This is a genomic window from Azospirillum cavernae (assembly GCF_003590795.1).
Lineage (GTDB): Bacteria > Pseudomonadota > Alphaproteobacteria > Azospirillales > Azospirillaceae > Azospirillum > Azospirillum cavernae.
Window position 1 is genome coordinate 2,377,020 of record NZ_QYUL01000001.1, and the last position, 24,528, is coordinate 2,401,547.

Here is a 24,528-nt window from a genome sequence, read left to right on the forward strand (position 1 = left end):
CGCCTGTGACCTTTCAGCCAGCCCGGATGCCGTCGATGAGCCTGATTACGCCCCGCACCCCGCCCGGAACGATGGAACTGTTGCCGCGCCATCAGGTGGCGTTCCAGCGCCTGCTGGACACCATCCGCCGTGGTTACGAGCGGTTCGGCTTCCTCCCCGTCGAAACCCCGGTGTTCGAAACGGTGGAGACCCTGCTGACCAAATCGGGCGGCGAAACGGAAAAGCAGGTCTATTTCGTCCAGTCCACCGGCGCGATCCAGCAGGGCAACAAGCCGGAAATGGCGCTGCGCTTCGACCTGACGGTGCCGCTGGCCCGTTACGTGGCGGAGCATGAGCGCGATCTGGCCTTTCCCTTCCGCCGCTATCAGATCCAGCGGGTCTATCGCGGCGAGCGGGCGCAGCGCGGGCGTTTCCGCGAATTCTACCAATGCGACATTGACGTGATCGGCAAGGACAGCCTGTCGCCGCAATATGACGCGGAGATCCCGGCGGTCATCCACCATGTCTTCACCGAGCTGAATTTCGGCGGCTTCACCATCAACGTGAACAACCGCAAGGTTCTGCTGGGCCTGCTCGACGGGTTGGGCGTGAGCGAGGCCGACGCCCGCGTGCTGGTGCTGCGCGAAATCGACAAGCTCGACAAGATCGGTCGCGACAAGGTGCGCGACAGCCTGATCGGGCTGGGCATGGCCGACACGGCGGCGGACACCATCCTGTCGCTGATCGACGCCAAGGGGAGCAACGCCGACACGCTGGCCGCGCTGAACGCGCTGGGCATCGACAACGACACCTTCCGCCAGGGCGTGGCCGAACTGACCACCGTCATCGACGGCTTGCGCGCCTTCCAGGTGCCGGACGACGCGGTGCGCATCAACCTCGCCATCGCGCGGGGCCTGGATTACTACACCGGCACGGTCTACGAGACCTTTCTGAACGACCATCCCGGCATCGGTTCGGTCTGTTCCGGCGGGCGTTACGACAATCTGGCCAGCCACTACACCAAGTCGAAGCTGCCCGGCGTCGGCATCTCCATCGGCGCCACCCGCCTCTTCTATCAGTTGATGGAAGCTGGCCTCATCAAGGACGGCGCGCCGACGGCGCAAGTTCTGGTGACGCAGATGGATCCCAGCCTGTCGGCGGATTATTTCCGCATCGCGTCCGATCTGCGGGCGGCGGGGATCAACACGGAAATCCAACTGGACGGCGGCAAGCTGGCCAAACAGATGAAATACGCCGACCGCACCGGCATCCCGGTCGCCGTCCTGATGGGATCGGACGAAAAAGCGCGGGGCACGGCGACGCTGAAGCATCTGATCCGGGGCGAACAGATCGAAGTGCCGCTGGAAGAACTGGCGACGCGGGCCAAGGCGTTGCTGGAGGGGTAAAACGCCCCTCCACCTCTCAACCGTTTGATTCTTGCGGGGTCGGTCATGTCGGCAACCAATTTCAACACGAAGAACGACACGTTCCGCAAGTTGATGGGCAACGGCCTGACCTACCGCGTTCCCCGTTTCCAACGCGACTACAGTTGGAGCGAGGAGGAGTGGGACGATCTTTGGCAGGACATTGTTGGAACCGTCAAAGACGGCGGCGAACCAGCGCATTACATGGGCTACCTCGTCCTTCAGTCCACGGACGACAAGCTGTTCGACGTGATCGACGGCCAGCAACGGTTGACGACGCTGAACGTCATCGTTCTGGCCGCGCTGCGGCAACTCAAGCGGTTGATCGAACAGGGACGCGACGTTGACGCGACCAAACAGCGTCTTGAAGGATTGCGGCAGACCTACATCGGCTATCTGGATCCGGTGACGCTGGTCGCGCGCTCCAAGCTGTCCCTGAACCGCAACAACGACACCTATTTTCAAACCTATCTGGTTCCGCTGGTCGAAAACCCTCCGCAGCGCGGGATCAAGGCGTCGGAAAGCGCGCTGCGCAAAGCCTATGAATGGTTCAGCAAGGCGCTCCAGGACCATGTGCGCGGCGCGGCGGATCCCGGCATGGAAATCGCCCGCCTGATCGACACCATGAGCGACCGCCTGTTCTTCACCGTCATCACCGTGACCGATGAACTGAACGCCTACAAAGTGTTCGAGACGTTGAACGCGCGCGGAGTGCGTCTGTCGGCGACCGATCTGCTGAAAAATTATCTGTTTTCCGTCCTGCACCGCGAAGGCCAGCACGAGCATGAACTGCGCGCCCTCGACGACCGATGGGAGCGCATCGTCGGACAACTGCAAACGGAAAGCTTTCCCGATTTTCTCCGCTTTCACTGGATCAGCCGACGCAACTTTGTCCGACAAACCGACCTGTTCAAGACCATCCGCAGCCACATCCGGGGACGCGCCGAAGTGTTCGCCCTGCTCGCCGCCATGGACGAGGACATGGACACCTATTTGGCCCTAACCAGCCCGGATCACTCCAACTGGCCGCAAGGGTCGAAGGAGCAGGCCAAAATCCTCAAAATGTTCAGCGTCCGGCAACCCTATCCACTGCTGATGGCGGCAAAGCGTCAGTTGGGTGATGGGGATTTTGAGAGGTTGTTGAAGAGCATCGTCGTCATCTCCTTCCGCTACAACATCATCGGCGGTCTTCAAGCGGCAGAGCAGGAACGGACCTACCACGCCGAAGCGCAGCGCGTCACCAGCGGCGAACACACGTCGCTTCAGCACATATTGGAGGGGATACGCGGCGTTTACCCCACCGACGCGGCCTTCATCGCCACATTCGCTGAAAAATCCATCGGCGTGAGTCAATCGCGCAACCGCAAAATCGTCTGCTACATCCTGTGCGAGTTGGAACGGCAAAAGTCCGGAATTGATCCCGATCTGGAAAGCCCCACCCTCAGTCTTGAGCATATTTGCCCAACCCATCCAAACGGCGGATGGACGGCCTTCACCGACGAAGAGGTCGAAACCCTCACGTCGCGCCTGGGAAACATGGCTTTGCTGCAAACCAGCGCGAACAAGCAGCTTGGCAACGCCGATTTCGACGTGAAACGGCCAATTTACGCCAACAGCATCTACGCGCTCACCCGCGACGTCGCCGCAATCGACGATTGGACACCGAACGCCGTCGTTCGTCGCCAGAAAGATTTGGCGCGCATGGCCTCGGCGGTCTGGCGCATCCAACAACTGTCGTAACCCATCATTAAAGCTTTTATTAACCAAAACATCCCTACCCTCCGGCGCTATAGTCGGGCGGTCAACCATGCACAGGGTGTGAAGCCGGAATGGCGCAGAGGGGCGCTTTGGCGTGGACGCGGCGGGTCGCGTTGGGGGTGGCCCTGCTGGGGGCCGCCGCCGCCGCCGGATTCGCCGCGCGGGAGGAAATGCGGACCTCCCGGCTTCAGGCCCGGCTGTTGACCCCGCTGGCGCAATCCATGGGCTTTTCCCTGCGCGAGGGGCCGAATCCCGCCGCGCGCTATCCCACGCAAGGGCCGTACAACGAGCGGTTTGGCTACAGCGCCCTGCCCGGCCAGTTGCGGGCGCTGACCGGCGACCCGTCCGGCCCGCTTTACACCATCGAGGCGCAGGCAGCGCTCTCCCCGGCGCTGGACCGTTTCATGGCGGGCGGCGGCTTTCCGATCTACCACGAGAAAACCCAGGCCGGGCTGACCCTGCTGGACCGCAACGGCCATGTCATGCACAGCGCCCGCTACCCCGAACGGGTCTTCGCCGGGTTTGACGAGGTGCCGCCGCTGGTCGCCGACACCCTGCTGTTCATCGAAAACCGCGAGCTTCTGCGCGCCGACGAGCCGCGCCGCAACCCGGCGGTGGAGTGGGACCGTTTCGCCGGGGCGGTCGCCATGCTGCCGGTCCAGGCATTCCGGCCCGGCCAGCGCTCCCCCGGCGGCTCCACCCTGGCGACGCAGATCGAGAAATACCGCCATTCGCCCGACGGCCAGACCAGCGGCGGGGTGGAAAAGCTGCGGCAAATGGCGTCGGCCAGCGTCCGCGCCTATCAGGACGGTGAGGACACGAGCGAGGCGCGGCGGCGCATTCTGGTGGATTACCTGAACTCCACCCCGCTGACCGCGCGGGCCGGATTCGGCGAGGTGAACGGGCTGGGCGACGGGCTGTGGGCGTGGTTCGGCACCGATCTGGCCATCGCCCAGCGGGTGCTGAGCGAGCCGACGCCCGCCAACGCCGCCACCAACGACCCAATGGATCCCCGTCCGCTGCAACTGAAGGCGCTGGCCTACAAACAGGTGCTGGCCCTGCTGCTGGCCCAGCGCCGCCCGTCCTATTATCTGATCCAGGACCGCGCCGCGCTCGACCGGCTGGCCGACAGCCATTTGCGCGTGCTGGCCCAGGCCGGGGTGATCGACGAGGCGCTGCGCGACGCCGCGCTCGCCCTGCCGCTGGCCTTCCGCGAGGAGCCGCCCGCCCCGCCCTATTCCTCCTTCGTCGAGCAGAAGGCGACCAACGCCATCCGCGCCAAGCTGTTGAGCATGCTGGGGGTTCCGGGCCTCTATCAGCTCGACCGGCTCGACCTGACCGCGCGATCGACGCTGGACGCCCCCACCCAACAGCGGGTGGTGGAGGTGCTGGGCAAGCTGAACGATCCCGCCTACGCCCAAACGCTGGGGTTGACCGGCGAGCGGCTGCTCGACGCCAAAAACAACGACCTGTCGAAGATCATCTATTCGGTCACGCTGTACGAACGCGGACCGGAGGCCAATTACCTGCGGGTGCAGGCCGACAATTTCGACCAGCCGCTGGACATCAACGAGGGGGCGAAGCTCGATCTCGGCTCCACCGCCAAGCTGCGCACGCTGCTCACCTATCTGGAGATCATCGCCGAACTGCACGACCGCTACGCCCATCTGCCCAAAGACGCGCTGGACGACGTGGCGGAGGAGGCGTCCGACCCGCTGACCCAATGGGCGGTGGAATGGCTGGCGGCGGCGTCCGACCGGGGGTTGCCCGGCCTGCTGGCGGCGGCGATGGAGCGGCGCTATTCCGCCAACCCCGGCGAGGTGTTTTTCACCGGCGGCGGCCAGCACGCCTTCGTGAATTTCAACAAGGACGACAACCACCGGATCATGACGATCCAGGAGGCCTTGCGGAACAGCGTGAACCTGCCCTTCATCCGGCTGATGCGCGACGTCGTGCAGTTTTACATGGCGGAGGGCGGCGACGACAGCGACGACATCCTGCACGACCCCAACCATCCGGCCCGGCAAGCCTATCTGGCCCGCTTCGCCGACAAGGAAGGGACGGATTTCCTCAACCGCTTCTACAACGAATACCGCAAGCGCAGCCCGGACGAGGCGTTGAGCCTGCTGGCCAGCCGCGTCCGCCCGGCCCCGCACCGGCTGGCGGTGATCTTCCGAACCTCGCGGCCCTCGGCGGGGTTGGGCGAGTTCGCCGCCTTCCTGCGCGCCCGCCTGCCCGGCGCGGCGTTGAGCGACCGCGATCTCGGCCTGCTTTACGCGAAATATGGGCCGGACAAATTCCCACTGAACGATCTGGGATACCTCGCCCGCGTCCATCCGTTGGAATTGTGGATGGTCGCCTATCTGCAACAGAACCCGACGGCCAAACGCGCCGACGCGTTGGAGGCCAGCGCCGCCGTGCGCCAGGACAGTTACCGCTGGCTGTTCAAAAAGGGGCAGGCGGCGCAAAACAGCCGCATCCGCATCCGGTTGGAATCCGACGCCTTCCAACGCGTCACCGAGCAATGGCGCAGCGTCGGCTACCCGTTCGAGACGCTGATTCCGTCGCTCGCCACCGCCATCGGCAGCTCCGCAGACCGCCCGGCGGCGTTGGCCGAACTGGTCGGGCTGCTGCTGAACGACGGAATGCGCCAGCCGACAGTGCGCGTCACCTCCCTGCGTTTCGCCGCCGACACGCCTTACGAGGCCAAGGTCGGCTTGGGGCCGCTGACCGGCAAGCGGGTTCTGCGCCCCGAAGTCTGCGCCACCGCGCGCCGCGCCCTGATGGACGTGGTGCAGAGCGGCACGGCCCGGCGGGTCTGGGGGGCCTTCAAGGATTCAACCGGCGCCCCGATTCCGATGGGCGGCAAGACCGGCACCGGCGACCATCGCCTCGACCGCTGGGGGCCGGGCGGCGTTCTGCTGGACTCCAAGGCGGTGAACCGGACGGCGACCTTCGTCTTTTACATCGGCGACCGTTTCTTTGGCACGATGACCGCCTTCGTCCACGGCCCGGACTCCGATCAATACCGCTTCACCAGCGCCCTGCCCGCCCAATTGCTGAAAAGCATCGCCCCCGCCTTGCAGCCGTTGATCGAACAGAACGCCACCCGCACGGCGGACAAGGATCGGACGCCGACGGGGTTGTGAATCTGAAAGGCTGCTTCCACCATTTTTTGCGAAAGCGCGCGCGCAATGCCCAAGCGGTTCCTATGGCTTCTGACCCTTGTTCTGACGATGTCCCACCCCTTCGCCAGCGCCAGCGCCCGCGCCAGAGCCGAACCCGCCGTGGAGCGAGTCGCCATCGCCAGCGTGAACAGCCTTGGCTCCAAAACGCCGCTGACCTTGAACGGCGAATTCAGTCGACCGGACGGCCCCGGTCCGTTCCCGGCTGTGGTTCTCCTCCATGGCTGCGGCGGCCCACGCCCGAACGCCGCCCTCTGGCGACGGTTCTTCCATGACCGGGGCTACGCCGTTTTGGCGGTGAACAGCTTCGCCCCGCGCGGCGTTGACGAAATTTGCACCAAAACCGGCGTGGTGACGTGGAAGATGCGCGCCGCCGACGCCTTCGGCGCGCTGGAGCATCTGGCCCGCCAACCCGTCATCCAGCCCGACGCCATCCTGGTCATGGGATTCTCGCACGGCGGCGGCATCAGCTTGGACGTCACGTCCTCGTTTCGGCTGGACGCCCGCCCGGCGTCCTTGCCGCGCTTTCGCGCCGCCATCGCCCTTTATCCGCCCTGCGGACAGCCGCAGCGGAAGGACAGCCGCCGCATGGCGCCAACCTTCATCGGCATCGGCGCGGACGATGATTGGACCCCAGCGGAAGAGTGCAAGGCGCTGGCCGCCAAACACCAAGGGCCGGACGCCCTGGATCTGCGCGTCTACCCAAACGCCGCCCATTCCTTCGACAATCTTGATCGTCCCGTCACCCGTCTGACAAAGGCCCTGAACCGCCACAGCCCAACCGGCATGGGGGCCACGGTCGGCGGCAGCCCCAGCGCCACGGCGACAGTTCAAGAGGACGTCGCGCGTTTTCTGTCCACAGCGTTGGCGCGCTGAATCGCTCCGACCGGAAACGGAACGCCGCCTATCCGACCGCCTACCCCGCCAGCGAGCGCGGCAGGGTGATCGATGGTTCCATCTCCACCCGGTTTCGTCCGCCATTCTTGGCGCGGTAGAGCGCGGCGTCGGCGCGGGCCAGGAGCTGTTCGACGCCGCGATCCGTCGGCGTCATCCAGGCCAGACCAATGCTGACCGTCAAGCGCAGCTCGCCGCCCGTTTCCAGGGGAAGGGACGAGTCGGCGATCCGTTCGCGCACCCGCTGGGCGGCGGTGAAGGCGTTGACCGGCGGGGTTTCCGGCATGACGACGGCGAACTCCTCGCCGCCCAAACGTCCGACGATGTCGCAGGCCCGCAAGGACGCCTTGCAACAACGCACGGTCATCTTGATGGCCTCGTCGCCGGTGGCGTGGCCGTGGGTGTCGTTCACCTTCTTGAAATGGTCGATGTCGAGCATCACCACCGACAAGGGCCGCTCGTAACGGCGTGAACGGGTGAACTCCTCCGCGCCGCGCTCCAGGCAACGGCGGCGGTTCAGCGCGCCGGTCAGCGCGTCGGTGGTCGCCAGCCGTTCCAGGTCACGCTGCATCGCCACGACGCGCGAGGCCGCCAGCAACCGCGCCGTCGTCCATTTCCAATCCAACGGCTTGCGCAGAAACTCGTCGGCCCCGGCCTCGACCAACTCGTGGAACTGGTCGGTCATGCTGCCGGGGATCATCAAAATCAGATAGAGGTGCCGCAGCCCCTGGGCGGTGCGCAGATGCCAGCACAGCTCAATGCCGGTCATGTCCTTCAGCTTGATGTCCGCCATGACCACGTCGAACCGCTCTTGCGCCACGGCGTCGATCGCCTGGGCGCCGTTGGTCGCGATGCTGGTGCTGTAGCCGAGCTTGTTCAGCTCGTACACCATCATGTTCTGGTGATGCGGCGAATCGTCAACAATCAGAATGCGCAAAGCCGATGCTCCCGGCGGCAACGCCACTGTTTATGGAGCATGATGCAAGGGTGTGCAAATGCCGTTAACGACAAATGCGCGTTCCCCCTGATTCTCACGCCCTCAAAACGGGGGAGGAGCGCGTCGACGCCCCTCCATCCGACGTCTCCCGCCGCTCGATCAGGCGCCCGCCGTCCGCACCAGCGCGTCGTAATCGGCGATCATCGCCGCGCAGACCGGGCCGGGGGTGAAGCGGTGCTCGCCAATCTCGCCCACCGGGGTGACTTCCGCCGCTGTGCCGACCAGAAACACCTCCTGCGCCTTGGCCAGATCCTCGGGCGGGATGCGGCGTTCGATCACGTCAAGCCCGCGCGCGCGGGCCAAATCCATGATGGTCCGCCGGGTGATGCCGTCGAGGAAGCCGTCGGGAATCGGCGTGTGCAGCGCGCCGTCGATCACCAGAAACAGATTGGCCCCGGTCGCTTCGGCCAGAAAACCGCGATGGTCGAGCATCAGCGCGTCCTGGAATCCCTCGGCTTCGGCCTGATGCTTGGACAGGGTGCCGATCATGTACAGCCCGGCGGCCTTGGACGCGGTCGGCGCGCTGTCCGGCGAGGGGCGGCGCCAGGGCGCCCAAGCCAGCCGGATCCCCTTCATCTTCGCTTCCGCGCTGAAATAGCTGGGCCATTGCCAGACGGCGATGGCGAGATGAATGCGGCTGGCCTGCGCCGACACGCCCATCACCTCGCTGCCGCGCCACGCGACCGGACGGACATAGGCGTCGGCGAAGCCCATCGCCGCGACGGTTTGCCGAGTCGCCTCGTCGATCTCCGCCACCGAATAGGGGATGGTGAAGCCCAGCAGCCGAGCGGAGTTGACCAGCCGCTCGCTGTGTTCGGTCAGCTTGAAGACCCGCCCGTTGTAAGCGCGCTCGCCCTCGAACACGCTGCTGGCGTAATGAAGCCCATGGGTCAGGACATGGATCTTGGCCTCCCGCCACGGCGTCAGCGCGCCGTCGAACCAGATGAAGCCGTCGCGGTCGTCAAAGGGCAGAATGGACATGGCGATTCCCCAAAGCTCCAGGCACGCCCGTCCCTTGGCAAAAGCCGACCCATGGGCGCGACAAAGGGTTGCCGCGCATGAGCTTGCTCTTGTGTCCGGGCGCTGGATTGTTTATGTCTGAGTTACTGACCTATTTATAACGAATCGAACAAACCGCGTCAACATGGCTGACCTAAAAGCAGGCGTGAATCAACTTTTCCTCCGCGAGGAGGAATTGCGCACCGGGATGGAACTGCTGTTCTACGCCTACCGGGAATTCACCGCCGAACCGGACGAGATCCTCGCCGCCATTGATTTTGGCCGCGCCCATCACCGGGTGATCTATTTCGTTGGCCGCTATCCCAAGATCACGGTGTCGGAGCTGCTGGCGATCCTGAAGATCACCAAGCAAAGCCTGTCGCGCGTGCTGGGGGAGTTGGTCCGGCAGGGCTTCATCGACCAGCAAACCGGGGCGCGCGACCGTCGCCAACGCCTGTTGGAGCTGACCGAAAAGGGCGTCGAGCTGGAACGCCAATTGTCGGAAACCCAGCGTCAGCGCATCGCGCGCGCCTACAAAATGGCGGGCGCGGAAGCGGTCGAGGGGTTCCGCAAGGTCATGATGGGCATGTTGGATGACGAGGACCGGGCCAAATTCACGCCCCCGGCGCCGACCCGGCCCGTCACCAAACGCTGACTCACAACCAAGCGCTGAAAAGAAAATCCTCTGTCGCGAGGGTCAGTCGGCGGCGCTGTCGCTTCCGGCGGCCATCGCCTGCGGCGGCGCTGTCGTCGGCATCGCGGCCGGGGGCATCGCTCCGGCGACAGCCCCATCGGTTTTTCCATAATTCGCCGGACGACGGCGGAAGGTGCCTTTCCGGTACACCACATTGTCGGAGGAACCGGGCGCGCATTGCAAAATCTTGCCGCCCTTTTCCAGAAATTCACGGGTCATAGCGTCCAGGTCGTTACGGTCGGCAGACCTGTTGTCATCGGTCATCGTGATCGCTCCAGTGAACCCCACCGCGCACAGCCTAACACAAAATTTGGAAGAATCCGCCAACAGCCTTGCCTTTCGCGTCGCTATACGCCGGACGGTCGGGCGCGCTATAATCCCACTATGATGGAAGACCAGCCCCACATCCTGGTCGTCGATGACGACACCCGCTTGCGCGAACTTTTGCGCAAATATTTGGCAACCAACGGCTTCTTGGTGAGCACGGCGCGCGACGCCGCCGACGCGCGCGCGCAGCTCGGCGGATTGGCCTTCGATCTTCTGGTGCTCGACATCATGATGCCTGGCGAATCGGGGTTGGAGCTGACCGAATCGCTGCGCCGCGACCGCGACGTGCCGATCCTGCTGCTGACCGCGAGGGACGAGCCGGACGACCGCATCGCCGGGTTGGAGGCCGGGGCCGACGATTACCTCGCCAAACCCTTCAGCCCGCGCGAGCTGTTGCTGCGCATCAACTCCATCCTGCGCCGTCAGGCGGTGCGCCCGCCGGAGCCGACCGCCGCGCCTGCCCCTCCGGTGCGCCTCGGCCCCCTGCTCTATCTGCCCGACCGCGACGAGCTGCGCGCCGGGGACGAGGTGGTCCGGCTGACCACGGCGGAGGCCAGTTTGCTGCGGATTCTCGCCGCCTCCCCCGGCGTCACCTTCAGCCGCGAGGAGTTGACGGAGCGCAGCAAGGTTGCGGGCAACGCCCGCACCATCGACGTGCAAGTCACCCGCCTGCGCCGCAAGATCGAGGCGGACCCGCGCGAACCACGCTACCTCCACACCGTGCGCGGCGAAGGCTATGTGTTGAGGCCCGATCCGTGACGGTCACACCGGAATCGAGACCGGCGGCGCGCGCCGACACGACTCGTCGGGACCGGCGGTCGCGCGGTCTCTGGCTGAAGCGCTTTCTGCCGCGCACCCTGTTCGGGCGTTCCCTGCTCATCATCGTCACCCCGGTGATTCTCGCCCAAGGGGTGGCGACCTGGATTTTCTACGACCGCCATTGGGACACCGTGACGAATCGGCTGGCCTTCGCCGTGGCGGGCGACATCGCCACCGTGATCGCCCAGTTGGAGCATGACCCGTCCGAGGAAGGGCGCAACTGGATTCTGGCGACCGCCGCGCGCACCACCGACCTGATCGTCAGCCTGGAACCCAACCAACGCCTGCCCGAACAGGGCCAGCCCCTGCGCGGCCTGCTGGAGCGCACCCTGGGCAAGGCGCTGGACGAACGGATCGCCCGCCCCTTTTCCATCAACACCCGCGTCGCCCATGAATGGTATGAGATCCGGGTGGAGATGCCGAACGGCGTGCTGTCGGTGATGTCGCCGGAACGCCGCCTGTTCACGCCGACCAGCTATATTTTCATCCTGTGGATGATCGGTTCGGCCATCGTCCTGTTCGCCGTCGCCATCCTGTTCATGCGCAACCAGATCCGCCCGATCAAGCGGCTGGCCGCCGCCGCCGATTCGCTTGGCAAGGGGCGCGACGTGCTGAACTTCAAGATGGAGGGCGCGACCGAGGTCCGGCAAGCCGCGTCGGCCTTTCTGCTGATGCGCGAGCGCATCCAGCGCCAGATCACCCAGCGCACCGAAATGCTGGCGGGTGTCAGCCATGATTTGCGCACGCCGCTGACCCGGATGAAGCTGGCGCTGGACATGGTGGCCGAAATGTCCGGCTGCGACCCGGAAATCGAAGAGCTGATGGCCGACGTCGCCGAGATGGAGGCGATGATCGAAGGCTATCTCGCCTTCGCGCGCGGCGAGGGGGCGGAGTTGGTTCAGCCCACCGACCTGTCCCGCCTGTTGAACGAAACCGCCGCCAGCGCGCGGCGCGAGGGGACCGAGGTGACGCTGTCGGTCGAACCCCTGATGACGCTGCCGTTGCGCCCCAACGCGATGCGCCGCTGCGTCGCCAATCTGCTGAGCAACGCCGGGCGCCACGCGGGGACCGCCTGGGTGCGGGCCGAACGGCGCGGCGGCTCCATCGAGATCGTCATCGACGACGACGGCCCCGGCATCCCCGCCGCCGCGCGCGAGGATGTGTTCAAGCCCTTCTTCCGCATGGACCGCTCGCGCAACATCGCCACCGGCGGATCGGGATTGGGGCTGACCATCGCGCGCGACGTGGTCCGCAGCCACGGCGGCGACATCACGTTGGATGACAGCCCTTATGGCGGATTGCGGGCGATCATCCGCCTGCCGTTGTGAGCCAACCGCCGATCAGTAAAGCTGGCCGCCGTTCGGCACGGCGCGATCCGGGCCGACCAGAACCACCGCGCCCTCGGCGTCGGGAACGCCCAGGCACAGAACCTCGCTGGTGAAGGGGCCGATTCGCTTGGACGGGAAATTCACCACCGCCAGGATTTGCCGACCGATCAGCGACTCCGCCGGGTACAGCGTGGTGATCTGCGCCGAACTGCGCCGGGTTCCGATGTCGCCGCCAAAATCGACGGTCAGCTTGTAAGCGGGCTTGCGGGCTTCCGGGAAGGGATCGACCGCGATGATCGTTCCGACCCGAATGTCGATCTTGGCGAAATCATCGTAACTGATGGTCATCCGGCGCAATCCCACGTCATGGCTCCAACGCGCGAGCCTACCCCGGACCCGCGCCCGCCGGGAACGCAAAAAGGGCCGCCCCGATGGGACGGCCCTTTCGGCATCGTCGCTGAAACGATGAAGGCTTACTTGGCGACCTTGGCGACGGCGCTCTTCAGCTCTTCCAGGCTTTCCGACACGCGCTTGGACAGGACGTCGGCGGCTTCGGTGTTGGACTTCGTGACCAGCTCGGCCAGTTCACGGGCGTTGGCCAGAGCCTTTTCAAAGGCGGCCTTCACCAGTTCGGCCTGCTTGGCGGCCTTGGCTTCCGGGGTGCTGGCCGACAGCACGTCGTTGACGAAGCTGCTGGCTTCTTCGACCGAGGAGCGGACGATTTCAGCCTGACGGCGCAGGACGGCCTGGAAACCCTCGGCGGCCAACTGGTTGGCGGCGGTCAGGGCTTCGATGTTCTTGCGCTGGCTGGAGAGGATGGCTTCGACATCGACGCCCGGCAGCTTGAAATCGCCCATGAACTTGGACGGGTCGAACTCAAGGAAGGGGTTGTTCGTCTTCGTGGCCATGTTTCTCATCCCCAATCAGGAAGCGTTTCGCATGTTGCGACGCAACATTTCTGAAGCCGACTATGCAGAGTGCCGAAAAGTTAGTCAACGCGCTTTTGCGCCGCAGCATAATCGTCATCCAGCACCGCCCATCGCCCCGCATCCAGTCAACTGTTTGAGCCAACAGAAGGTTCCAGCGTCCGCGACGAATGGCGGAAGGTGCGACAAAACGCCGCATTAGAAAGTCTCGGCGCTCAGCCCTTGCGCACAACGTCCACGCGACCGCCGGTGATGCGCACCAACTCATCGGGCGTCAGGCGAAACACGGCGTTCGGGGTTCCCGCCGCCGCCCACAGGACGTCCAACGCCATCAGATCGGCGTCGATCAAAACCAGCGGCGGCACGGCGTGGCCGATGGGCGGGACGCCGCCGATGGCGAAGCCGGTGGATTCGCGGACAAACTCAGGGTCGGCGCGCTCAATCTTTTCGCCGATCAGGCGACCGACCGCCTTCTCATCCACCCGGTTGGCCCCGCTGGCGATCACCAGCACCGGGCGAGCGGTCTCTTTGGCGCGGAAAATCAGGGATTTGGCGATCTGCGCGACGTCGCAGCCGACCGCAGCCGCCGCGTCCTCCGACGTCCGGGTGCTGCCCTCATGCTCGACGACGCGAGGACCAAAGCCAAGGCTGTTCAACAGATCCTGGATTCGCCGCGCCGATGGGCTGAGTGCGTTGCTCATCACCATGCCCCCATGACGGCGGTGATTGTGGACATCAGGCGTTACTGGGCGAGTTCCCGCGAACGCCGCGTCGCGGCGGCGATGGCGGCGGTCATCACCGGCAGCACGCCATCCTCGGCCATCAGCACGTCCAGCGCCGCCTGAGTGGTGCCGTTCGGGCTGGTCACGGCCTTGCGCAGATCGGCGGCGGGTTGCGGCGACTGGTTCAGCAACTCCCCCGCCCCCGACACGGTGGCGCGGGCCAGACGCATCGCCAGATCGGCGGGCAAGCCGCTGGCCTCCCCCGCCTTGGCCATCGCCTCGACCAGCAGGAAAACGTAAGCCGGGCCGCTGCCCGACAGCGCCGTGACCGGGTCCAGCAGCGCCTCGTCGTCGATCCAAGCAACGTCGCCGACGGCGCGCAGCAGCGCGTCGCACAGCGCGGTCTGCGCGGCGGTGACGCGGGCGTTGGGCACGGCGACCGTCATGCCGCGACCGATGGCGGCGGGCGTGTTGGGCATGGAGCGGACGACGACCGCCCCCTCCCCCAAGGTCTTTTCAAAATAGGCGATGGTCTTGCCCGCCGCGATGGACAGGAACACCGTGCCGGGCCGCGCCAGGGCGCGATATTCCGGCAGCGCCGAGTCCATCACCTGCGGCTTGACCGCCAGAACGACGACGTCGGGAACGAACCCCTCGGGCAGATCCTCCGGCCCGGTCGCCGCGCTGACCAGCGGGTTGCCGACCAGCGCGTCGGGCAGTTCCGCCCGCTCGACGATCACGACGCGTGAGACAATGCCCGACGACAGCCAGCCGTCCAGCATGGCGCCGCCCATCTTGCCGCAGCCGACCAGAAGAAGCTTCGCCCCGCCCGTCACGTCGCTCATGCCGATCACGCCTCGCCCATGGTGTCGAGAATGGCGGCGGACACCGCCTCTTGCGCCGACTTGCCGCCCCAGATGACGAATTGGAAGGCCGGGTAGAAGCGTTCGCACTCCGACAGCGCGATCTCCACCAGATCCTCCAACTGCTCCACCGCCGCGCCGCGCGCGCCGCGCAGCAGCATGGTTTGACGGAACATCGGCGTGTGCTCTTCCGAACAGACGTCGAAATGGCCCAGCCACATGCGCCCGTTGACCTCGGCCAACAGTTCGGCGACGGCGACGCGGCGCGGGGCCTGCACCTTCATGTCGAACTGGCAGGAGAACTGCAACGCGCTGACGTCGGGTTGCCAGACGAAATACAGACGGTAATCGCACCAGCGCCCGCCGATCTCGACGACGAGTTCGTCGTCGGTCGCGCGCTCAAACGGCCATTCGTTGGCGGTGACGATCTCTTCAACCACGTCGAGCGGGTTGTGTGAGGAAGCGGTGGTTTCGACGGCGACAGCCGACATGTCAGCGTCCTCCTATGAAGGCGCGGCGGGTGACGCCCTGAACCCGGACTGGCCTGCGGGAACCGGACCGACACCCCAAGATGATGTGGCGAAAAAACGTGACAGCTACCACGGACAGAACGGTGCCAAAGCCGCTTCGCCGCCGCAACCGAATTCAGGCGCGGACGCCGTGAAGGGTTTGTGACAGGGCGCCGTTCAAGACGCGTCGTCGGCCCCATCCGCAGGTTCGTCCGCCGAAACCGCCGCCGGGGCGGACGTCAGCGACGCGACCAACGCTTCCAGGACGGCGAGCCGTTCGGCCATCACCTCCTGCTCCTCGCGGGCCTTGGCGGCCATGGCGCGAACGGCGTCGAACTCCTCACGGCTGACAACGTCCATCCGCGACAGGATGCGTTCAAGCTGGGAGCGCAGATGCCCCTCGGCTTCCTCGCGCAGGGACGAAAAGGCGCCGAGCGCGCCACCCGCCACACGGGCGATATCGTCCAAAATTTTGTTGTCGGCCTGCATCGCTTCAAACTTCCGGTTACTGTTCGACCATTATGGCGGTCAGACCGCCGGACTTCAACGCCCTTGCGCCACGTCGCTGCGACGCAGCATGCAAGCGTGCCATGCGGCCCCGCCCCGCGTCACGGCTTCGGCGGAGCTGGTTCCGCAGCGGCGGACGCCGCGAAATGCTCCTGCACCGCCTTCATGTCAAAGCTCTGGGTCGGCGCCGCCAACGGCCCGGCGACGCGCAGGGTCAGCGGCGGCAAGGGCGGTTCCGCCTTCACCCGCAAACGCAGCCCCAGATCGACCTGGGCCTCGGGCAGCGACCAGGAGCCGCTCAACAGCCCCTCCCCCGCCGCAGCGGTCAGCCGGGTGTCGTCGGTGCGCAGCGTGCCATGATCGATCGTGAAGCGGCCATCCACCCGGTCAATGCGGGTTTCGCCGCCCGGCCCGCCGCCGATCACCGCGCCCAACACCTCTTGCGGACGCGTCACCCGGCTCAGCCGGTCACGGACCGCCGTCAAATCCAGACCGCGCAACACCCCGCCGACCACCGCCACCCGCCCCCGACCGCTGAGCGAGCGCAGCACCGACTCCTGGTCGCCGCCCGATCCCGTCACCACCATGTCCAGGTCCACCGCGCCGCCGGACAGCGTCACGCCGCCCGCAGCGCCACCCGCCATGGCCGCCGTCAACCGGGCCAGTTCCGCCTTGACGACGGTGACGTCGGCCTCAATCGAGGGAGCGCGACCCGGCTGGGCGATCAATCGGCCACTCAGACCGATCTGCCCGCCCAGCCATTCGCCGTCCAACTGCTCCAGCGTCAGCGTGCCGCCGTTCAACGCCGCGCGCAGAGCCGGTTGATCGACCCGCGCCCCGCCCGCCGTCAGCGACGTGGCCGCCAGCGCCAGCTTGCCATCAGCCAGCCGCAGCCAGGACGGATCGGCGCTCTCCTCACGCTCGGTCAACGCCGTGGCCGCGACGGATTCGCGCGGTTGGCTTTCCCCAACCAACGGCGCGCCGATCAGCCGATCAAGGTCCAGATCGCCGGTTTGCAGGTCGGCGTCGATCTGGGGGCGCGGGCCGGTGAAATCACCGCTGATCCGCCCGCGCAACGGCACCCCGGCGACGATCCCCTGAAGATTCGCCAAGCTCGGCGCCGCCAGCGACCCGCTGAACTCCGTGTAAAGATCGAGCGGCCCATAGGCCCGCGCCTGCCCCCGGTCGGTGAACAGCGCGGCCAACCTTCCCAATTCAGGATGCGTCACCCGCAGCTTCACGTCGGCGGCGGGTCGGGTGTCGAGCGTCAGCAGCGATCCGCCCGCATCCAGCGCTCCACCGGCCACCCCGGCGGTCAGCTCCAAGGCCAAACGGCTGGCGTCGCCCGCCAGCCGCGCCTTGGCCGACACCGCGCCCAGCCGTTCGGGCGTCGGAACGCCGGCAGGCCAGGCCACGGCGCGCGGCAAGCCGCCCAGATTGGCCGCCTCCGCCGACACAGCGAGGTTGACGCCGCGCAGAGGCGACAGCCCGGCGATCTGCCCATCGACCCGGCCCTTCAGACCGACCAAATCATCGACTTTGGCCTCGCGGATCGTCACCGCGCCGCCAGCGACGGTGGCGTCGAGATGAATCCCCTGCGCAGGCAAACCGCGCAACGTCACCTGACCGATGGACAGATCCAGATTGGCGTCGGCCAACATCAGCCAGGACAGCGGCGACAGCGCCACCCGGCCCGTCGTCGCAGGCGCGGCGGCGGCCAACGGCGGCAGCGCCCGCGCCGACCCGACCGTGGGAAGGCCCGGCGACGGAATGGGCGGCAGATAGGCGTCGATGTTCAGCCGGTCCAGCTCCAGCCGCGCGCCAAAGGCCGGGCGGCCCCGGTCCACATAGGCGATGGCGCCGGACAGGCGGCTGCCGTCCACCCGCAGATCCAGCCCCGACAGCTCAAAACGGTTGGCGTGCCCCTGCACCCGCATCGCCAGCGAGGCCCGGCGCAGCCGATCCGCCGGAACGCTGCGGGCGTCCAACTTCATCCAGTCCAGCAAAGCGCGCAGATTGTCGGCGTTGGCCTCCATCCTCAGGTCGATCGTCGGCAACCCGCCCGGCGTCGTCACCTCGCCCGCCGCCACAATGTCCGACCCGCCGGGCAGTTGCGCGCTCACCCGGTCGATGGTCAGGCGCCCGGCCGCCAGGCTGGCCTCCAACCGGCCCTGGCGGACGACGGCGCCATTGTAGGTCAGCCCATCAACCGACAAATCAAGCTTGCCCTCCACCCCCACCGGCAACGCCCACGGCGCCGAGGCCGGGGCGACGGGAACAGCCGCCCCCCGCCCGGAGACGGACGGCGCGGATGGCGGCGCCGGTGGCGACGTCAGCCCCGCGCCAACCCGATTCAGCCACCCATCCAGATCCAGCCGGTTGATCGCCAGCGTCAGTTCCGTGCGGGCGGGTTCCCCCGGACGCAAGGTCGCCGATCCGGTCGCCCGCGTGTCGCCGATCTGCGCCTCAAGATTGCTGAGAACCGCCAGACTGGTTCCCGCCTCCACCGTCGCCCGCAGGCTGAACGCCTGACCAAGCGCCGCGCCGGAAGGGCTGTCCATCAGCTTGCCGAGATCGCTGCCTTCGGCCCGCAAGTCGCCTTGCGCGCGCAAGGCGCCGCCGCCGCTGACATTGCCGCTGCCGCCCGACAAAATCCCGGCAAAACGCAGGGTCGCGTCGGTTCCCGGCATCGACAGGGCGGCGCGCACCGGCACCGCCGCGCCATCGGCGAAGCGCCCGGCGGTCAATTCCCCATGCAGGGCCATCCCGCGCAGACGGAAATCGCCCTGGACCTGAAACGGCCCGGTCAAGCTTCCGGCGACGACGCGGGCGCTGACCCCTTCCAGCGTTTCCGAACGGCCCGACCGGCTGTCGCGGTACAGAATCGCGCCGTTGTCGACCGTCACCTGATCGAAGCTGATGGCCTCGGCCAGCCCATCGGTCGCGCTCGAACGGTTCGCCGTGGTCGCCACGCCCCCCGACAGGTCCCAGTTCAGCCGCCCATCCTTGAGCACCTCGACCACAAAGGTCGGCTCCACCAGCGTGATGCTTTCAACCTGGATTCGCCCGCTCAGCAGCGGCATCAGCGCCACACGGACGTCCAGCTTCTTCAGCCGGGCCATGTCCGGTTCGGTCGCGCCCGCCGGGTTGGCGAGCCGGGCGTCGCGCACGGTCAAGGCCGGGGATGGCAGCAGCGTCAACCCGACGTCGCCGCGCAGATCAACCGCGCGTCCGGTCGCCGCCGACACCCGTTCGGCGATCATCCCCTTATAGGCGTTCCAATCGATCAGGCTGGGCGCCGCAAGCACGCCACCGGCCAGCGCCGTCAATCCAGCCAATGCCGCGATCAGGATCTTGTTCACCGGGTCTCCGCCTTCCCTGCGCGTGGCCCTGCCCGTGGTCCACGCCCTCATCCGCTCATCAGACGGTCCCAAGCGGCCCCGTCCTTCTCGCTCGCCCTGTCTTTCGGTAAGCTATAGCCCGCAGAAGAAACAAGCAATTTGGGCGATCTCAGGGCCATCCCGCCGCCAGTCGCAAAAATCGTTCCGGTCGGCCGCCCCGGATCGCCGCTTTTCATCCCACCACAGCCGGAGAAGCCGCCATGGGCGACGTGGTCAACCTCAACCGCTTCCGCAAGACCCGCGATCGGGCCGAGCGCGCAAAAGACGCCGAGGCGAATCGGATCCGATTCGGCCGCACCAAGGCCGAGAAGGAGCGCGATCGCCAAGAGGCCGAGCGACGAACTCAGGCTTTGGATGGCAAGAAACTCGACGATCCGGATTAACCCGAATCGGCTTGGCCCTACCTTGCTTTGGCCAATCCGCCTAGCCGAACGGCATAAAAACCAACCATGGAAGTCGGATTAACCCCTCTTTTCGTGGTACAATTGACTCTCCTAACAATTGGTCCTTGCCACATTTGGCGAACTCGTGTGACAGTTCGGCTATGGGCGCCATCGGGCGCGCCGTCTGGCATTCGGGGGAGGCCCGGCTCATGGTTGACATGACGTCGTTTCGTGGTTCGGTACAGAAGCCTCAATCCACCGCCTTTCTTCCGCCGATCCATGCGGTCGAAAATGATCGCCCTTGGGTTTGGCTCGCCGCCGGATGGCGCGACATGATGGCGGCGCCGCTCATCAGCTTCGGCTTTGGCGCGCTGGCGGTGATCTCCAGCTTCATTCTGGTCGCTGGTCTGGCGATGCAGGGGATGGAGTATCTGATCCTGCCGCTCGCCGCCGGCTTCATGCTGCTGGGGCCGCTGTTCGCCGTTGGCCTGTATGAAACCAGCCGCTTGCTGGAACAGGGCGAACGCCCGACCCTGATGAAGGTCGCCTTGGCCTATCGGCGCAACGGCGTGCAGATCAGCGGCATCGGGCTGGTCTTGATGATGGCCGTGCTGGCCTGGATCCGGGTCGCCTTCCTGATTTTCGCCCTGTTCTTCTCGTCCGAGCCGCCCGCCTTCGACCAGTTGGTGGATCGCATCTTCTTCTCGGTGGAAACCATCCCCTTCCTGCTGACCGGCACCATGTTCGGCGCGGTCATCGCGGCGGGCGTGTTCTCCATCGCCGTCGTCTCGATCCCGATGCTGCTGGACCGCGACACCGACGTCTTCACCGCGATGGCGACCAGCATCGCCGTGGTTCGCGAGAACATTCGTCCGATGATCGTCTGGGCGTTCCTGGTGGCGCTGTTCACCTCGGCGGGCATGGTCACGGGCTTTGTCGGGCTTGGTTTGGCCTTGCCCTTGATCGGTCACGCCTCCTGGCATTGCTACCGCGATCTGGTTGGTCGCGCCCGTTAAACAAGAAACGTCCCCCTCAAAACGCCAAAAGCCCTTTTCCCGGTCGGGAGAAGGGCTTTTTTCTTGGGCAAACCCCAGGGTCACGGTTTTTTGAAGAAGGCCTCGGCGGCGGATTTTTGCGCTTCTTTGGCGGAAATCGCGGCGCGAGCGCGGGCGATTTCCGCCTCCAGCCCGGCGATGTAGTCCTGAAGCTCCGCCACGCCCAGCGCCGTCAAATCCTTGGGCGTCGGCTTGGCCGCGCGTGGTTCCAGATCGGCAAATTCGTCCTTGAAGGTCATGGCCGTTTCCCCTCCCCTTTTGGTCGTGCCGCCTTGTCAGGCGGGTCCGGCAAATCTACCTATCGCCTCCAACGAATCCTATCGGGGAAACAGCATGAGCCTCGCTCTGCCGGACAGCATGCGCTGCGTCGCCATCACCGAACCCGGCGGGCCGGAGGTTCTGCGCCCCGCCCAACGCGCCCTGCCCGTCCCGGGTCCGGGCGAGTTGCTGGTCGCGGTCGCCGCCGCCGGGGTCAACCGGCCCGACACCTTGCAACGCCAGGGCCTCTACAACCCGCCGCCCGGCGCCAGCGACCTGCCGGGGCTGGAGCTGTCCGGCACGGTGGTCGCGTTGGGCGCGGACGTCTCCGGCTGGGCCATCGGCGACCGGCTGTGCGCCCTGGTGGCGGGCGGCGGTTACGCTGAATATTGCACGGTTCCAGCGGTGCAGGCCCTGCCCATCCCGACGGGCCTGTCGTTGATCGAGGCGGCGGCGGTGCCGGAAACCTTCTTCACCGTCTGGACCAACGTGTTTGAGCGCGGCGGGTTGAAGCCCGGCGAAAGCCTGCTGATCCATGGCGGGTCGAGCGGCATCGGCACCACGGCGATCCAACTGGCCAAGGCGTTCGGCGCGACGGTTTTCACCACAGCGGGCAACGCCGAGAAATGCGCCGCCTGCCTCGCGTTGGGGGCCGACCGCGCCATCAATTACAAGACCGAGGATTTCGCCGCCGTGATCCGCGAGACCACCGGCGGGCGCGGGGTGGACGTGGTGTTGGACATGGTCGGCGGCGATTACATCGCCCGCGACATCGACATCATGGCCATGGACGGGCGGCACGTCTCCATCGCCTTCCTGCAAGGGTCCAAGGTCACGCTGAACATGGCCCCGGTGATGATGAAGAGGCTGACTTTGACCGGCTCGACCCTGCGCGCCCGCCCGGTGGCGGAAAAGGGCCGGATCGCCCGTGCCCTGCGCGAAACGGTCTGGCCGCTGTTCGGCGCCAGCCCGCTGAAGCCGCTGGTCCACGCGACGTTCCCGTTGGAGCAGGCCGACGAAGCCCACCGCCTGATGGAAAGCAGCGCCCACATCGGCAAAATCGTGCTGACCGTCGCGCCCTGATGCGATTTTTGCCCTTTTGTGGCCGTTCAACCCGTGGATGGGCTTGCCTTGACCGGGCAAGACGGGGTAGCAGAGGGACGTGGGCGACCGGGATTTCCCGGTGAGCCTGCGCAAGCATGCTTGCACGAACCGATGGCCGCCCCTTCACCGGAGCGACGTCGGTCGCGATTCCGCCCAGAGAGAAAAAGACTGATCGCGCCGCACGCCAGCGGGCGCGATCGGATGAGAGTTGTCAGGAGGGATGATGGCGCTGCCCTTGATGCCGAAAGCGACAGCCGTTTGGCTGGTCGAGAACACGTCCTTGTCCTTCGAGCAGATCGCCGCGTTCTGCGGTCTGCATTCGCTGGAAGTCCAGGCCATCGCCGATGGCGAGGTGGCCGTCGGCATGGTCGGCCTTGATCCCGTCGTCAACGGTCAGTTGACCAAGACCGAGATCGAGCGCTGCGAGAAGAACGAGGCCCTGCGCCTCAAGCTTCTGATCGTCGATCTGCCGCAGGTGACGGCGCGCTCCAAGGGGCCGCGCTACACGCCGATCACCAAGCGCGGCGACAAGCCCGACGCCATCGCCTGGCTGCTGAAGCAGCACCCGGAATTGTCGGACGCGCAGACCTGCCGCCTGATCGGCACGACCAAGCCGACCATCGCCTCGGTGCGCGAGCGCACCCACTGGAACGCCGCCAACATCAAGACGCGCAACCCGGTCCTGCTGGGCCTGTGCACGCAGCGCGAGTTGGAAGAGGCCCTGGCCCTGGCCATCCGTCGTGGCGGCACCCCCCTGCCCCCGCAGGAGCAGGAAGAGGGCTATGGCGACGACGAGCAGGGCGGTTCCTACAACGAGCGCAACGACGACTGACCCGTCAAAGCGCCTGTTGCGATGACGCACACCGCATCCCCCTTTCTCGACAAGGGGGATGCTTTGGGACATCCGCCGTCATGACCACTCCCCCCCGTCTCGTCGTCGGCATCAGCGGCGCCTCGGGCGTGGCGCTCGGCATCCGCACGCTGACCACCCTGCGGCGCATCGGCGTCGAATCGCACCTTGTCATCAGCCGATCCGCCGAGGTGACGTTGGCGCATGAGACGTCGATGAAGGTCGCCGAGTTGCGGGCGCTGGCCGACGTTCATTACGCCGCCGCCGACATTGGCGCGGCCATTTCCAGCGGCAGTTTCCGCACCTTGGGCATGGTGGTCGTCCCCTGCTCCGTCCGCACGATGAGCGAGATCGCCAGCGGCGTCACCTCCACCCTGTTGACCCGCGCCGCCGACGTGACGCTGAAAGAGCGGCGGCGGCTGGTGCTGATGGTGCGGGAAACCCCGCTGCATCTGGGGCATCTGCGCACCATGACCGCGTTGGCCGAAATGGGCGCGATCATCGCCCCGCCAGTTCCGGCTTTTTACGCCAAACCCAAGACCATTGACGATTTGATCGACCATTCGGTTGGCCGGGTTCTTGATCTTTTCGGCTTGGACGCAGGCAATCTGCGCCGATGGGGCGAGCCGACCGCGACACGCGCAACCGACTGACCAGCAACCCTTCTCCTGGTCATACCGCACAGCAACAGGCGGCTTGGACTGCGCCGGGAATGCCGCTATACCAAGGCAAGCTGGGTCGGCGTCGCGCCGGTCCACTGGACGAGAGGCAGAGCGACCCATGCCGTCACGCGAAAGAAGCCAACCAATTCGTCAACTTTTGGCTGGCGTCAAAGGCTTTCGCGCGCGCTATTACGAACGCCGCCCGGACAGCATGAAGCAATTGGTCGCCGAAGGGCAGCACCCGGAAATTCTGATGATCGGCTGTTCCGACAGCCGCGTCGATCCGGCGCTGCTGACCCAATCGGAACCGGGCGAACTGTTCATGGTTCGCAACGTCGCCAATCTGGTGCCGCCCTATCAGCCCGACGGCAGCTATCACGGCACGTCGGCCGCCATCGAATACGCCGTTCGCGTGCTGGGCGTTTCGGAAATCATCGTCATGGGCCATTCCCAATGCGGCGGCATCCAAGGCCTCATTCGCCTGCGCAGCGGCGAAGCGGTCCAGGATGATTTCGTGTCGCCCTGGGTGTCCATCGCCGGATCGGCGTTGGATCCTTACATCGACCAAGCGACCAGCCATGTGAAGGACAGCGAAGGGTCCGACCATTGGCCAAACGTGGTTGAGCGCGCCGTCGTCCGCACCTCGGTCGACAATCTGATGACCTTCCCGTTCGTGCGCGAGCGGGTGGAGCAGCGCACGCTCAATCTCCACGGTTGGTGGTTCGATCTGGGCAGCGGCGAGCTGTGGGGATTGGACACGACCACCAAGATGTTCGCGTTGATGGAATAGGGCGCGCGCCCGACCGATCATCAAACGGATCGGGGACTTTTTACCCCAACGCTGCGCAACCAAACCCTGCGACAAAATGTCAGAGGTTGTCTTG

General features: G+C 66.0%; 24 protein-coding genes. 13 read left to right on the plus strand and 11 right to left on the minus strand.

Going from position 1 to position 24,528, the window contains the following annotated elements; genetic code table 11:
* The first annotated feature begins 35 nt into the window (after positions 1-35).
* The 4 genes from hisS (at position 36) to D3877_RS11055 (ending at position 7,222) form a co-directional block, all read left to right on the plus strand.
* Positions 36-1,385, plus strand: a complete 1,350-nt coding sequence (hisS, locus tag D3877_RS11040; RefSeq protein WP_119830928.1) for a histidine--tRNA ligase — start codon at positions 36-38, stop codon at positions 1,383-1,385.
* 45 nt (positions 1,386-1,430) lie between these two features.
* Positions 1,431-3,143, plus strand: a complete 1,713-nt coding sequence (locus D3877_RS11045) for a DUF262 domain-containing protein (RefSeq protein ID WP_119830617.1) — start codon at positions 1,431-1,433, stop codon at positions 3,141-3,143.
* 89 nt (positions 3,144-3,232) lie between these two features.
* Positions 3,233-6,310 carry a transglycosylase domain-containing protein gene (locus tag D3877_RS11050; RefSeq protein WP_119830618.1) on the plus strand — a complete coding sequence of 1,026 codons (3,078 nt, stop codon included), beginning with the start codon at positions 3,233-3,235 and terminating at the stop codon, positions 6,308-6,310.
* 45 nt (positions 6,311-6,355) lie between these two features.
* Entirely contained in the window at positions 6,356-7,222 is an 867-nt protein-coding gene (locus tag D3877_RS11055; RefSeq protein WP_119830619.1) for a dienelactone hydrolase family protein, read from the plus strand.
* Between the two features lie 40 nt (positions 7,223-7,262).
* Here the strand turns inward: D3877_RS11055 and D3877_RS11060 are convergent, their stop codons facing one another.
* Together D3877_RS11060 and D3877_RS11065 are read right to left on the minus strand one after the other, a co-directional pair.
* Entirely contained in the window at positions 7,263-8,177 is a 915-nt protein-coding gene (locus D3877_RS11060; protein ID WP_119830620.1) for a GGDEF domain-containing response regulator, read from the minus strand.
* A gap of 159 nt (positions 8,178-8,336) precedes the next feature.
* The gene (locus D3877_RS11065; RefSeq protein WP_119830621.1) at positions 8,337-9,218 is read right to left on the minus strand and encodes a branched-chain amino acid aminotransferase; all 882 of its coding nucleotides are present in this window, start codon (positions 9,216-9,218) and stop codon (positions 8,337-8,339) included.
* A 163-nt stretch (positions 9,219-9,381) separates the two neighbouring features.
* Here D3877_RS11065 and D3877_RS11070 point away from each other — a divergent pair, with 163 nt between their 5' ends.
* Positions 9,382-9,891, plus strand: a complete 510-nt coding sequence (locus D3877_RS11070; protein ID WP_119830622.1) for a MarR family winged helix-turn-helix transcriptional regulator — start codon at positions 9,382-9,384, stop codon at positions 9,889-9,891.
* Positions 9,892-9,933: 42 nt separating this feature from the next.
* On the opposite strand, the gene D3877_RS11075 is transcribed toward D3877_RS11070, so the two are convergent.
* Positions 9,934-10,149, minus strand: coding sequence for a hypothetical protein (locus D3877_RS11075; protein WP_199720743.1), 216 nt, complete (start codon positions 10,147-10,149; stop codon positions 9,934-9,936).
* Positions 10,150-10,314: 165 nt separating this feature from the next.
* Between D3877_RS11075 and D3877_RS11080 the strand changes: the two genes are divergently transcribed.
* Together D3877_RS11080 and D3877_RS11085 are read left to right on the plus strand one after the other, a co-directional pair.
* Complete coding sequence (locus D3877_RS11080; protein WP_119830624.1) at positions 10,315-11,016, plus strand: response regulator; 702 nt, start codon at positions 10,315-10,317, stop codon at positions 11,014-11,016.
* Entirely contained in the window at positions 11,013-12,404 is a 1,392-nt protein-coding gene (locus tag D3877_RS11085; protein WP_119830625.1) for an ATP-binding protein, read from the plus strand. Before D3877_RS11080 ends, D3877_RS11085 begins: the two co-directional genes overlap by 4 nt.
* A gap of 12 nt (positions 12,405-12,416) precedes the next feature.
* Here D3877_RS11085 and D3877_RS11090 read toward each other — a convergent pair whose 3' ends face one another.
* The 7 genes from D3877_RS11090 to D3877_RS11120 all read right to left on the minus strand — a co-directional run bounded on the left by D3877_RS11090 (position 12,417) and on the right by D3877_RS11120 (position 19,293).
* Positions 12,417-12,752 carry a tRNA-binding protein gene (locus tag D3877_RS11090; protein ID WP_119830626.1) on the minus strand — a complete coding sequence of 112 codons (336 nt, stop codon included), beginning with the start codon at positions 12,750-12,752 and terminating at the stop codon, positions 12,417-12,419.
* Positions 12,753-12,877: 125 nt separating this feature from the next.
* Positions 12,878-13,312, minus strand: coding sequence for a phasin family protein (locus tag D3877_RS11095; protein ID WP_119830627.1), 435 nt, complete (start codon positions 13,310-13,312; stop codon positions 12,878-12,880).
* A gap of 233 nt (positions 13,313-13,545) precedes the next feature.
* Positions 13,546-14,031 (minus strand): YbaK/EbsC family protein, encoded by a 486-nt coding sequence (locus D3877_RS11100; RefSeq protein ID WP_119830929.1) that lies wholly within the window; start codon positions 14,029-14,031, stop codon positions 13,546-13,548.
* A gap of 41 nt (positions 14,032-14,072) precedes the next feature.
* Positions 14,073-14,897 carry a pyrroline-5-carboxylate reductase gene (proC, locus tag D3877_RS11105; RefSeq protein ID WP_119830930.1) on the minus strand — a complete coding sequence of 275 codons (825 nt, stop codon included), beginning with the start codon at positions 14,895-14,897 and terminating at the stop codon, positions 14,073-14,075.
* A 5-nt stretch (positions 14,898-14,902) separates the two neighbouring features.
* Positions 14,903-15,406, minus strand: a complete 504-nt coding sequence (locus D3877_RS11110) for a type III secretion system chaperone family protein (RefSeq protein WP_119830628.1) — start codon at positions 15,404-15,406, stop codon at positions 14,903-14,905.
* 195 nt (positions 15,407-15,601) lie between these two features.
* Positions 15,602-15,913 (minus strand): accessory factor UbiK family protein, encoded by a 312-nt coding sequence (locus tag D3877_RS11115; RefSeq protein WP_119830629.1) that lies wholly within the window; start codon positions 15,911-15,913, stop codon positions 15,602-15,604.
* A gap of 119 nt (positions 15,914-16,032) precedes the next feature.
* Entirely contained in the window at positions 16,033-19,293 is a 3,261-nt protein-coding gene (locus D3877_RS11120) for an AsmA family protein (protein WP_119830630.1), read from the minus strand.
* Between the two features lie 239 nt (positions 19,294-19,532).
* Between D3877_RS11120 and D3877_RS11125 the strand changes: the two genes are divergently transcribed.
* Together D3877_RS11125 and D3877_RS11130 are read left to right on the plus strand one after the other, a co-directional pair.
* On the plus strand, positions 19,533-19,715 hold the full coding sequence (locus tag D3877_RS11125; protein ID WP_119830631.1) for a DUF4169 family protein: 183 nt from the start codon (positions 19,533-19,535) through the stop codon (positions 19,713-19,715).
* 332 nt (positions 19,716-20,047) lie between these two features.
* On the plus strand, positions 20,048-20,731 hold the full coding sequence (locus D3877_RS11130) for a DUF2189 domain-containing protein (RefSeq protein ID WP_238474829.1): 684 nt from the start codon (positions 20,048-20,050) through the stop codon (positions 20,729-20,731).
* 80 nt (positions 20,732-20,811) lie between these two features.
* On the opposite strand, the gene D3877_RS11135 is transcribed toward D3877_RS11130, so the two are convergent.
* Entirely contained in the window at positions 20,812-21,009 is a 198-nt protein-coding gene (locus D3877_RS11135; RefSeq protein WP_119830632.1) for a DUF1192 domain-containing protein, read from the minus strand.
* Positions 21,010-21,103: 94 nt separating this feature from the next.
* Between D3877_RS11135 and D3877_RS11140 the strand changes: the two genes are divergently transcribed.
* The 4 genes from D3877_RS11140 to D3877_RS11155 all read left to right on the plus strand — a co-directional run bounded on the left by D3877_RS11140 (position 21,104) and on the right by D3877_RS11155 (position 24,434).
* On the plus strand, positions 21,104-22,111 hold the full coding sequence (locus tag D3877_RS11140; RefSeq protein ID WP_119830633.1) for an NAD(P)H-quinone oxidoreductase: 1,008 nt from the start codon (positions 21,104-21,106) through the stop codon (positions 22,109-22,111).
* A 244-nt stretch (positions 22,112-22,355) separates the two neighbouring features.
* Positions 22,356-22,964, plus strand: a complete 609-nt coding sequence (locus D3877_RS11145) for a DUF1013 domain-containing protein (protein WP_119830932.1) — start codon at positions 22,356-22,358, stop codon at positions 22,962-22,964.
* 80 nt (positions 22,965-23,044) lie between these two features.
* Complete coding sequence (locus tag D3877_RS11150; protein ID WP_119830634.1) at positions 23,045-23,635, plus strand: UbiX family flavin prenyltransferase; 591 nt, start codon at positions 23,045-23,047, stop codon at positions 23,633-23,635.
* Between the two features lie 166 nt (positions 23,636-23,801).
* Complete coding sequence (locus tag D3877_RS11155) at positions 23,802-24,434, plus strand: carbonic anhydrase (protein WP_338014592.1); 633 nt, start codon at positions 23,802-23,804, stop codon at positions 24,432-24,434.
* Positions 24,435-24,528: the final 94 nt, after the last annotated feature.

Bases quoted from the DNA above. Each gene is read 5' to 3' on its own strand.
- hisS (WP_119830928.1), top strand. From the start codon at position 36: ATGAGCCTGATTACGCCCCGCACCCCGCCCGGAACGATGGAACTGTTG.
- D3877_RS11045 (WP_119830617.1), top strand. From the start codon at position 1,431: ATGTCGGCAACCAATTTCAACACGAAGAACGACACGTTCCGCAAGTTG.
- D3877_RS11050 (WP_119830618.1), top strand. From the start codon at position 3,233: ATGGCGCAGAGGGGCGCTTTGGCGTGGACGCGGCGGGTCGCGTTGGGG.
- D3877_RS11055 (WP_119830619.1), top strand. From the start codon at position 6,356: ATGCCCAAGCGGTTCCTATGGCTTCTGACCCTTGTTCTGACGATGTCC.
- D3877_RS11065 (WP_119830621.1), bottom strand. From the start codon at position 9,218: ATGTCCATTCTGCCCTTTGACGACCGCGACGGCTTCATCTGGTTCGAC.
- D3877_RS11070 (WP_119830622.1), top strand. From the start codon at position 9,382: ATGGCTGACCTAAAAGCAGGCGTGAATCAACTTTTCCTCCGCGAGGAG.
- D3877_RS11075 (WP_199720743.1), bottom strand. From the start codon at position 10,149: ATGACCCGTGAATTTCTGGAAAAGGGCGGCAAGATTTTGCAATGCGCG.
- D3877_RS11080 (WP_119830624.1), top strand. From the start codon at position 10,315: ATGATGGAAGACCAGCCCCACATCCTGGTCGTCGATGACGACACCCGC.
- D3877_RS11090 (WP_119830626.1), bottom strand. From the start codon at position 12,752: ATGACCATCAGTTACGATGATTTCGCCAAGATCGACATTCGGGTCGGA.
- D3877_RS11095 (WP_119830627.1), bottom strand. From the start codon at position 13,312: ATGGCCACGAAGACGAACAACCCCTTCCTTGAGTTCGACCCGTCCAAG.
- D3877_RS11100 (WP_119830929.1), bottom strand. From the start codon at position 14,031: ATGAGCAACGCACTCAGCCCATCGGCGCGGCGAATCCAGGATCTGTTG.
- proC (WP_119830930.1), bottom strand. From the start codon at position 14,897: ATGAGCGACGTGACGGGCGGGGCGAAGCTTCTTCTGGTCGGCTGCGGC.
- D3877_RS11110 (WP_119830628.1), bottom strand. From the start codon at position 15,406: ATGTCGGCTGTCGCCGTCGAAACCACCGCTTCCTCACACAACCCGCTC.
- D3877_RS11115 (WP_119830629.1), bottom strand. From the start codon at position 15,913: ATGCAGGCCGACAACAAAATTTTGGACGATATCGCCCGTGTGGCGGGT.
- D3877_RS11125 (WP_119830631.1), top strand. From the start codon at position 19,533: ATGGGCGACGTGGTCAACCTCAACCGCTTCCGCAAGACCCGCGATCGG.
- D3877_RS11130 (WP_238474829.1), top strand. From the start codon at position 20,048: ATGATGGCGGCGCCGCTCATCAGCTTCGGCTTTGGCGCGCTGGCGGTG.
- D3877_RS11135 (WP_119830632.1), bottom strand. From the start codon at position 21,009: ATGACCTTCAAGGACGAATTTGCCGATCTGGAACCACGCGCGGCCAAG.
- D3877_RS11140 (WP_119830633.1), top strand. From the start codon at position 21,104: ATGAGCCTCGCTCTGCCGGACAGCATGCGCTGCGTCGCCATCACCGAA.
- D3877_RS11145 (WP_119830932.1), top strand. From the start codon at position 22,356: ATGGCGCTGCCCTTGATGCCGAAAGCGACAGCCGTTTGGCTGGTCGAG.
- D3877_RS11150 (WP_119830634.1), top strand. From the start codon at position 23,045: ATGACCACTCCCCCCCGTCTCGTCGTCGGCATCAGCGGCGCCTCGGGC.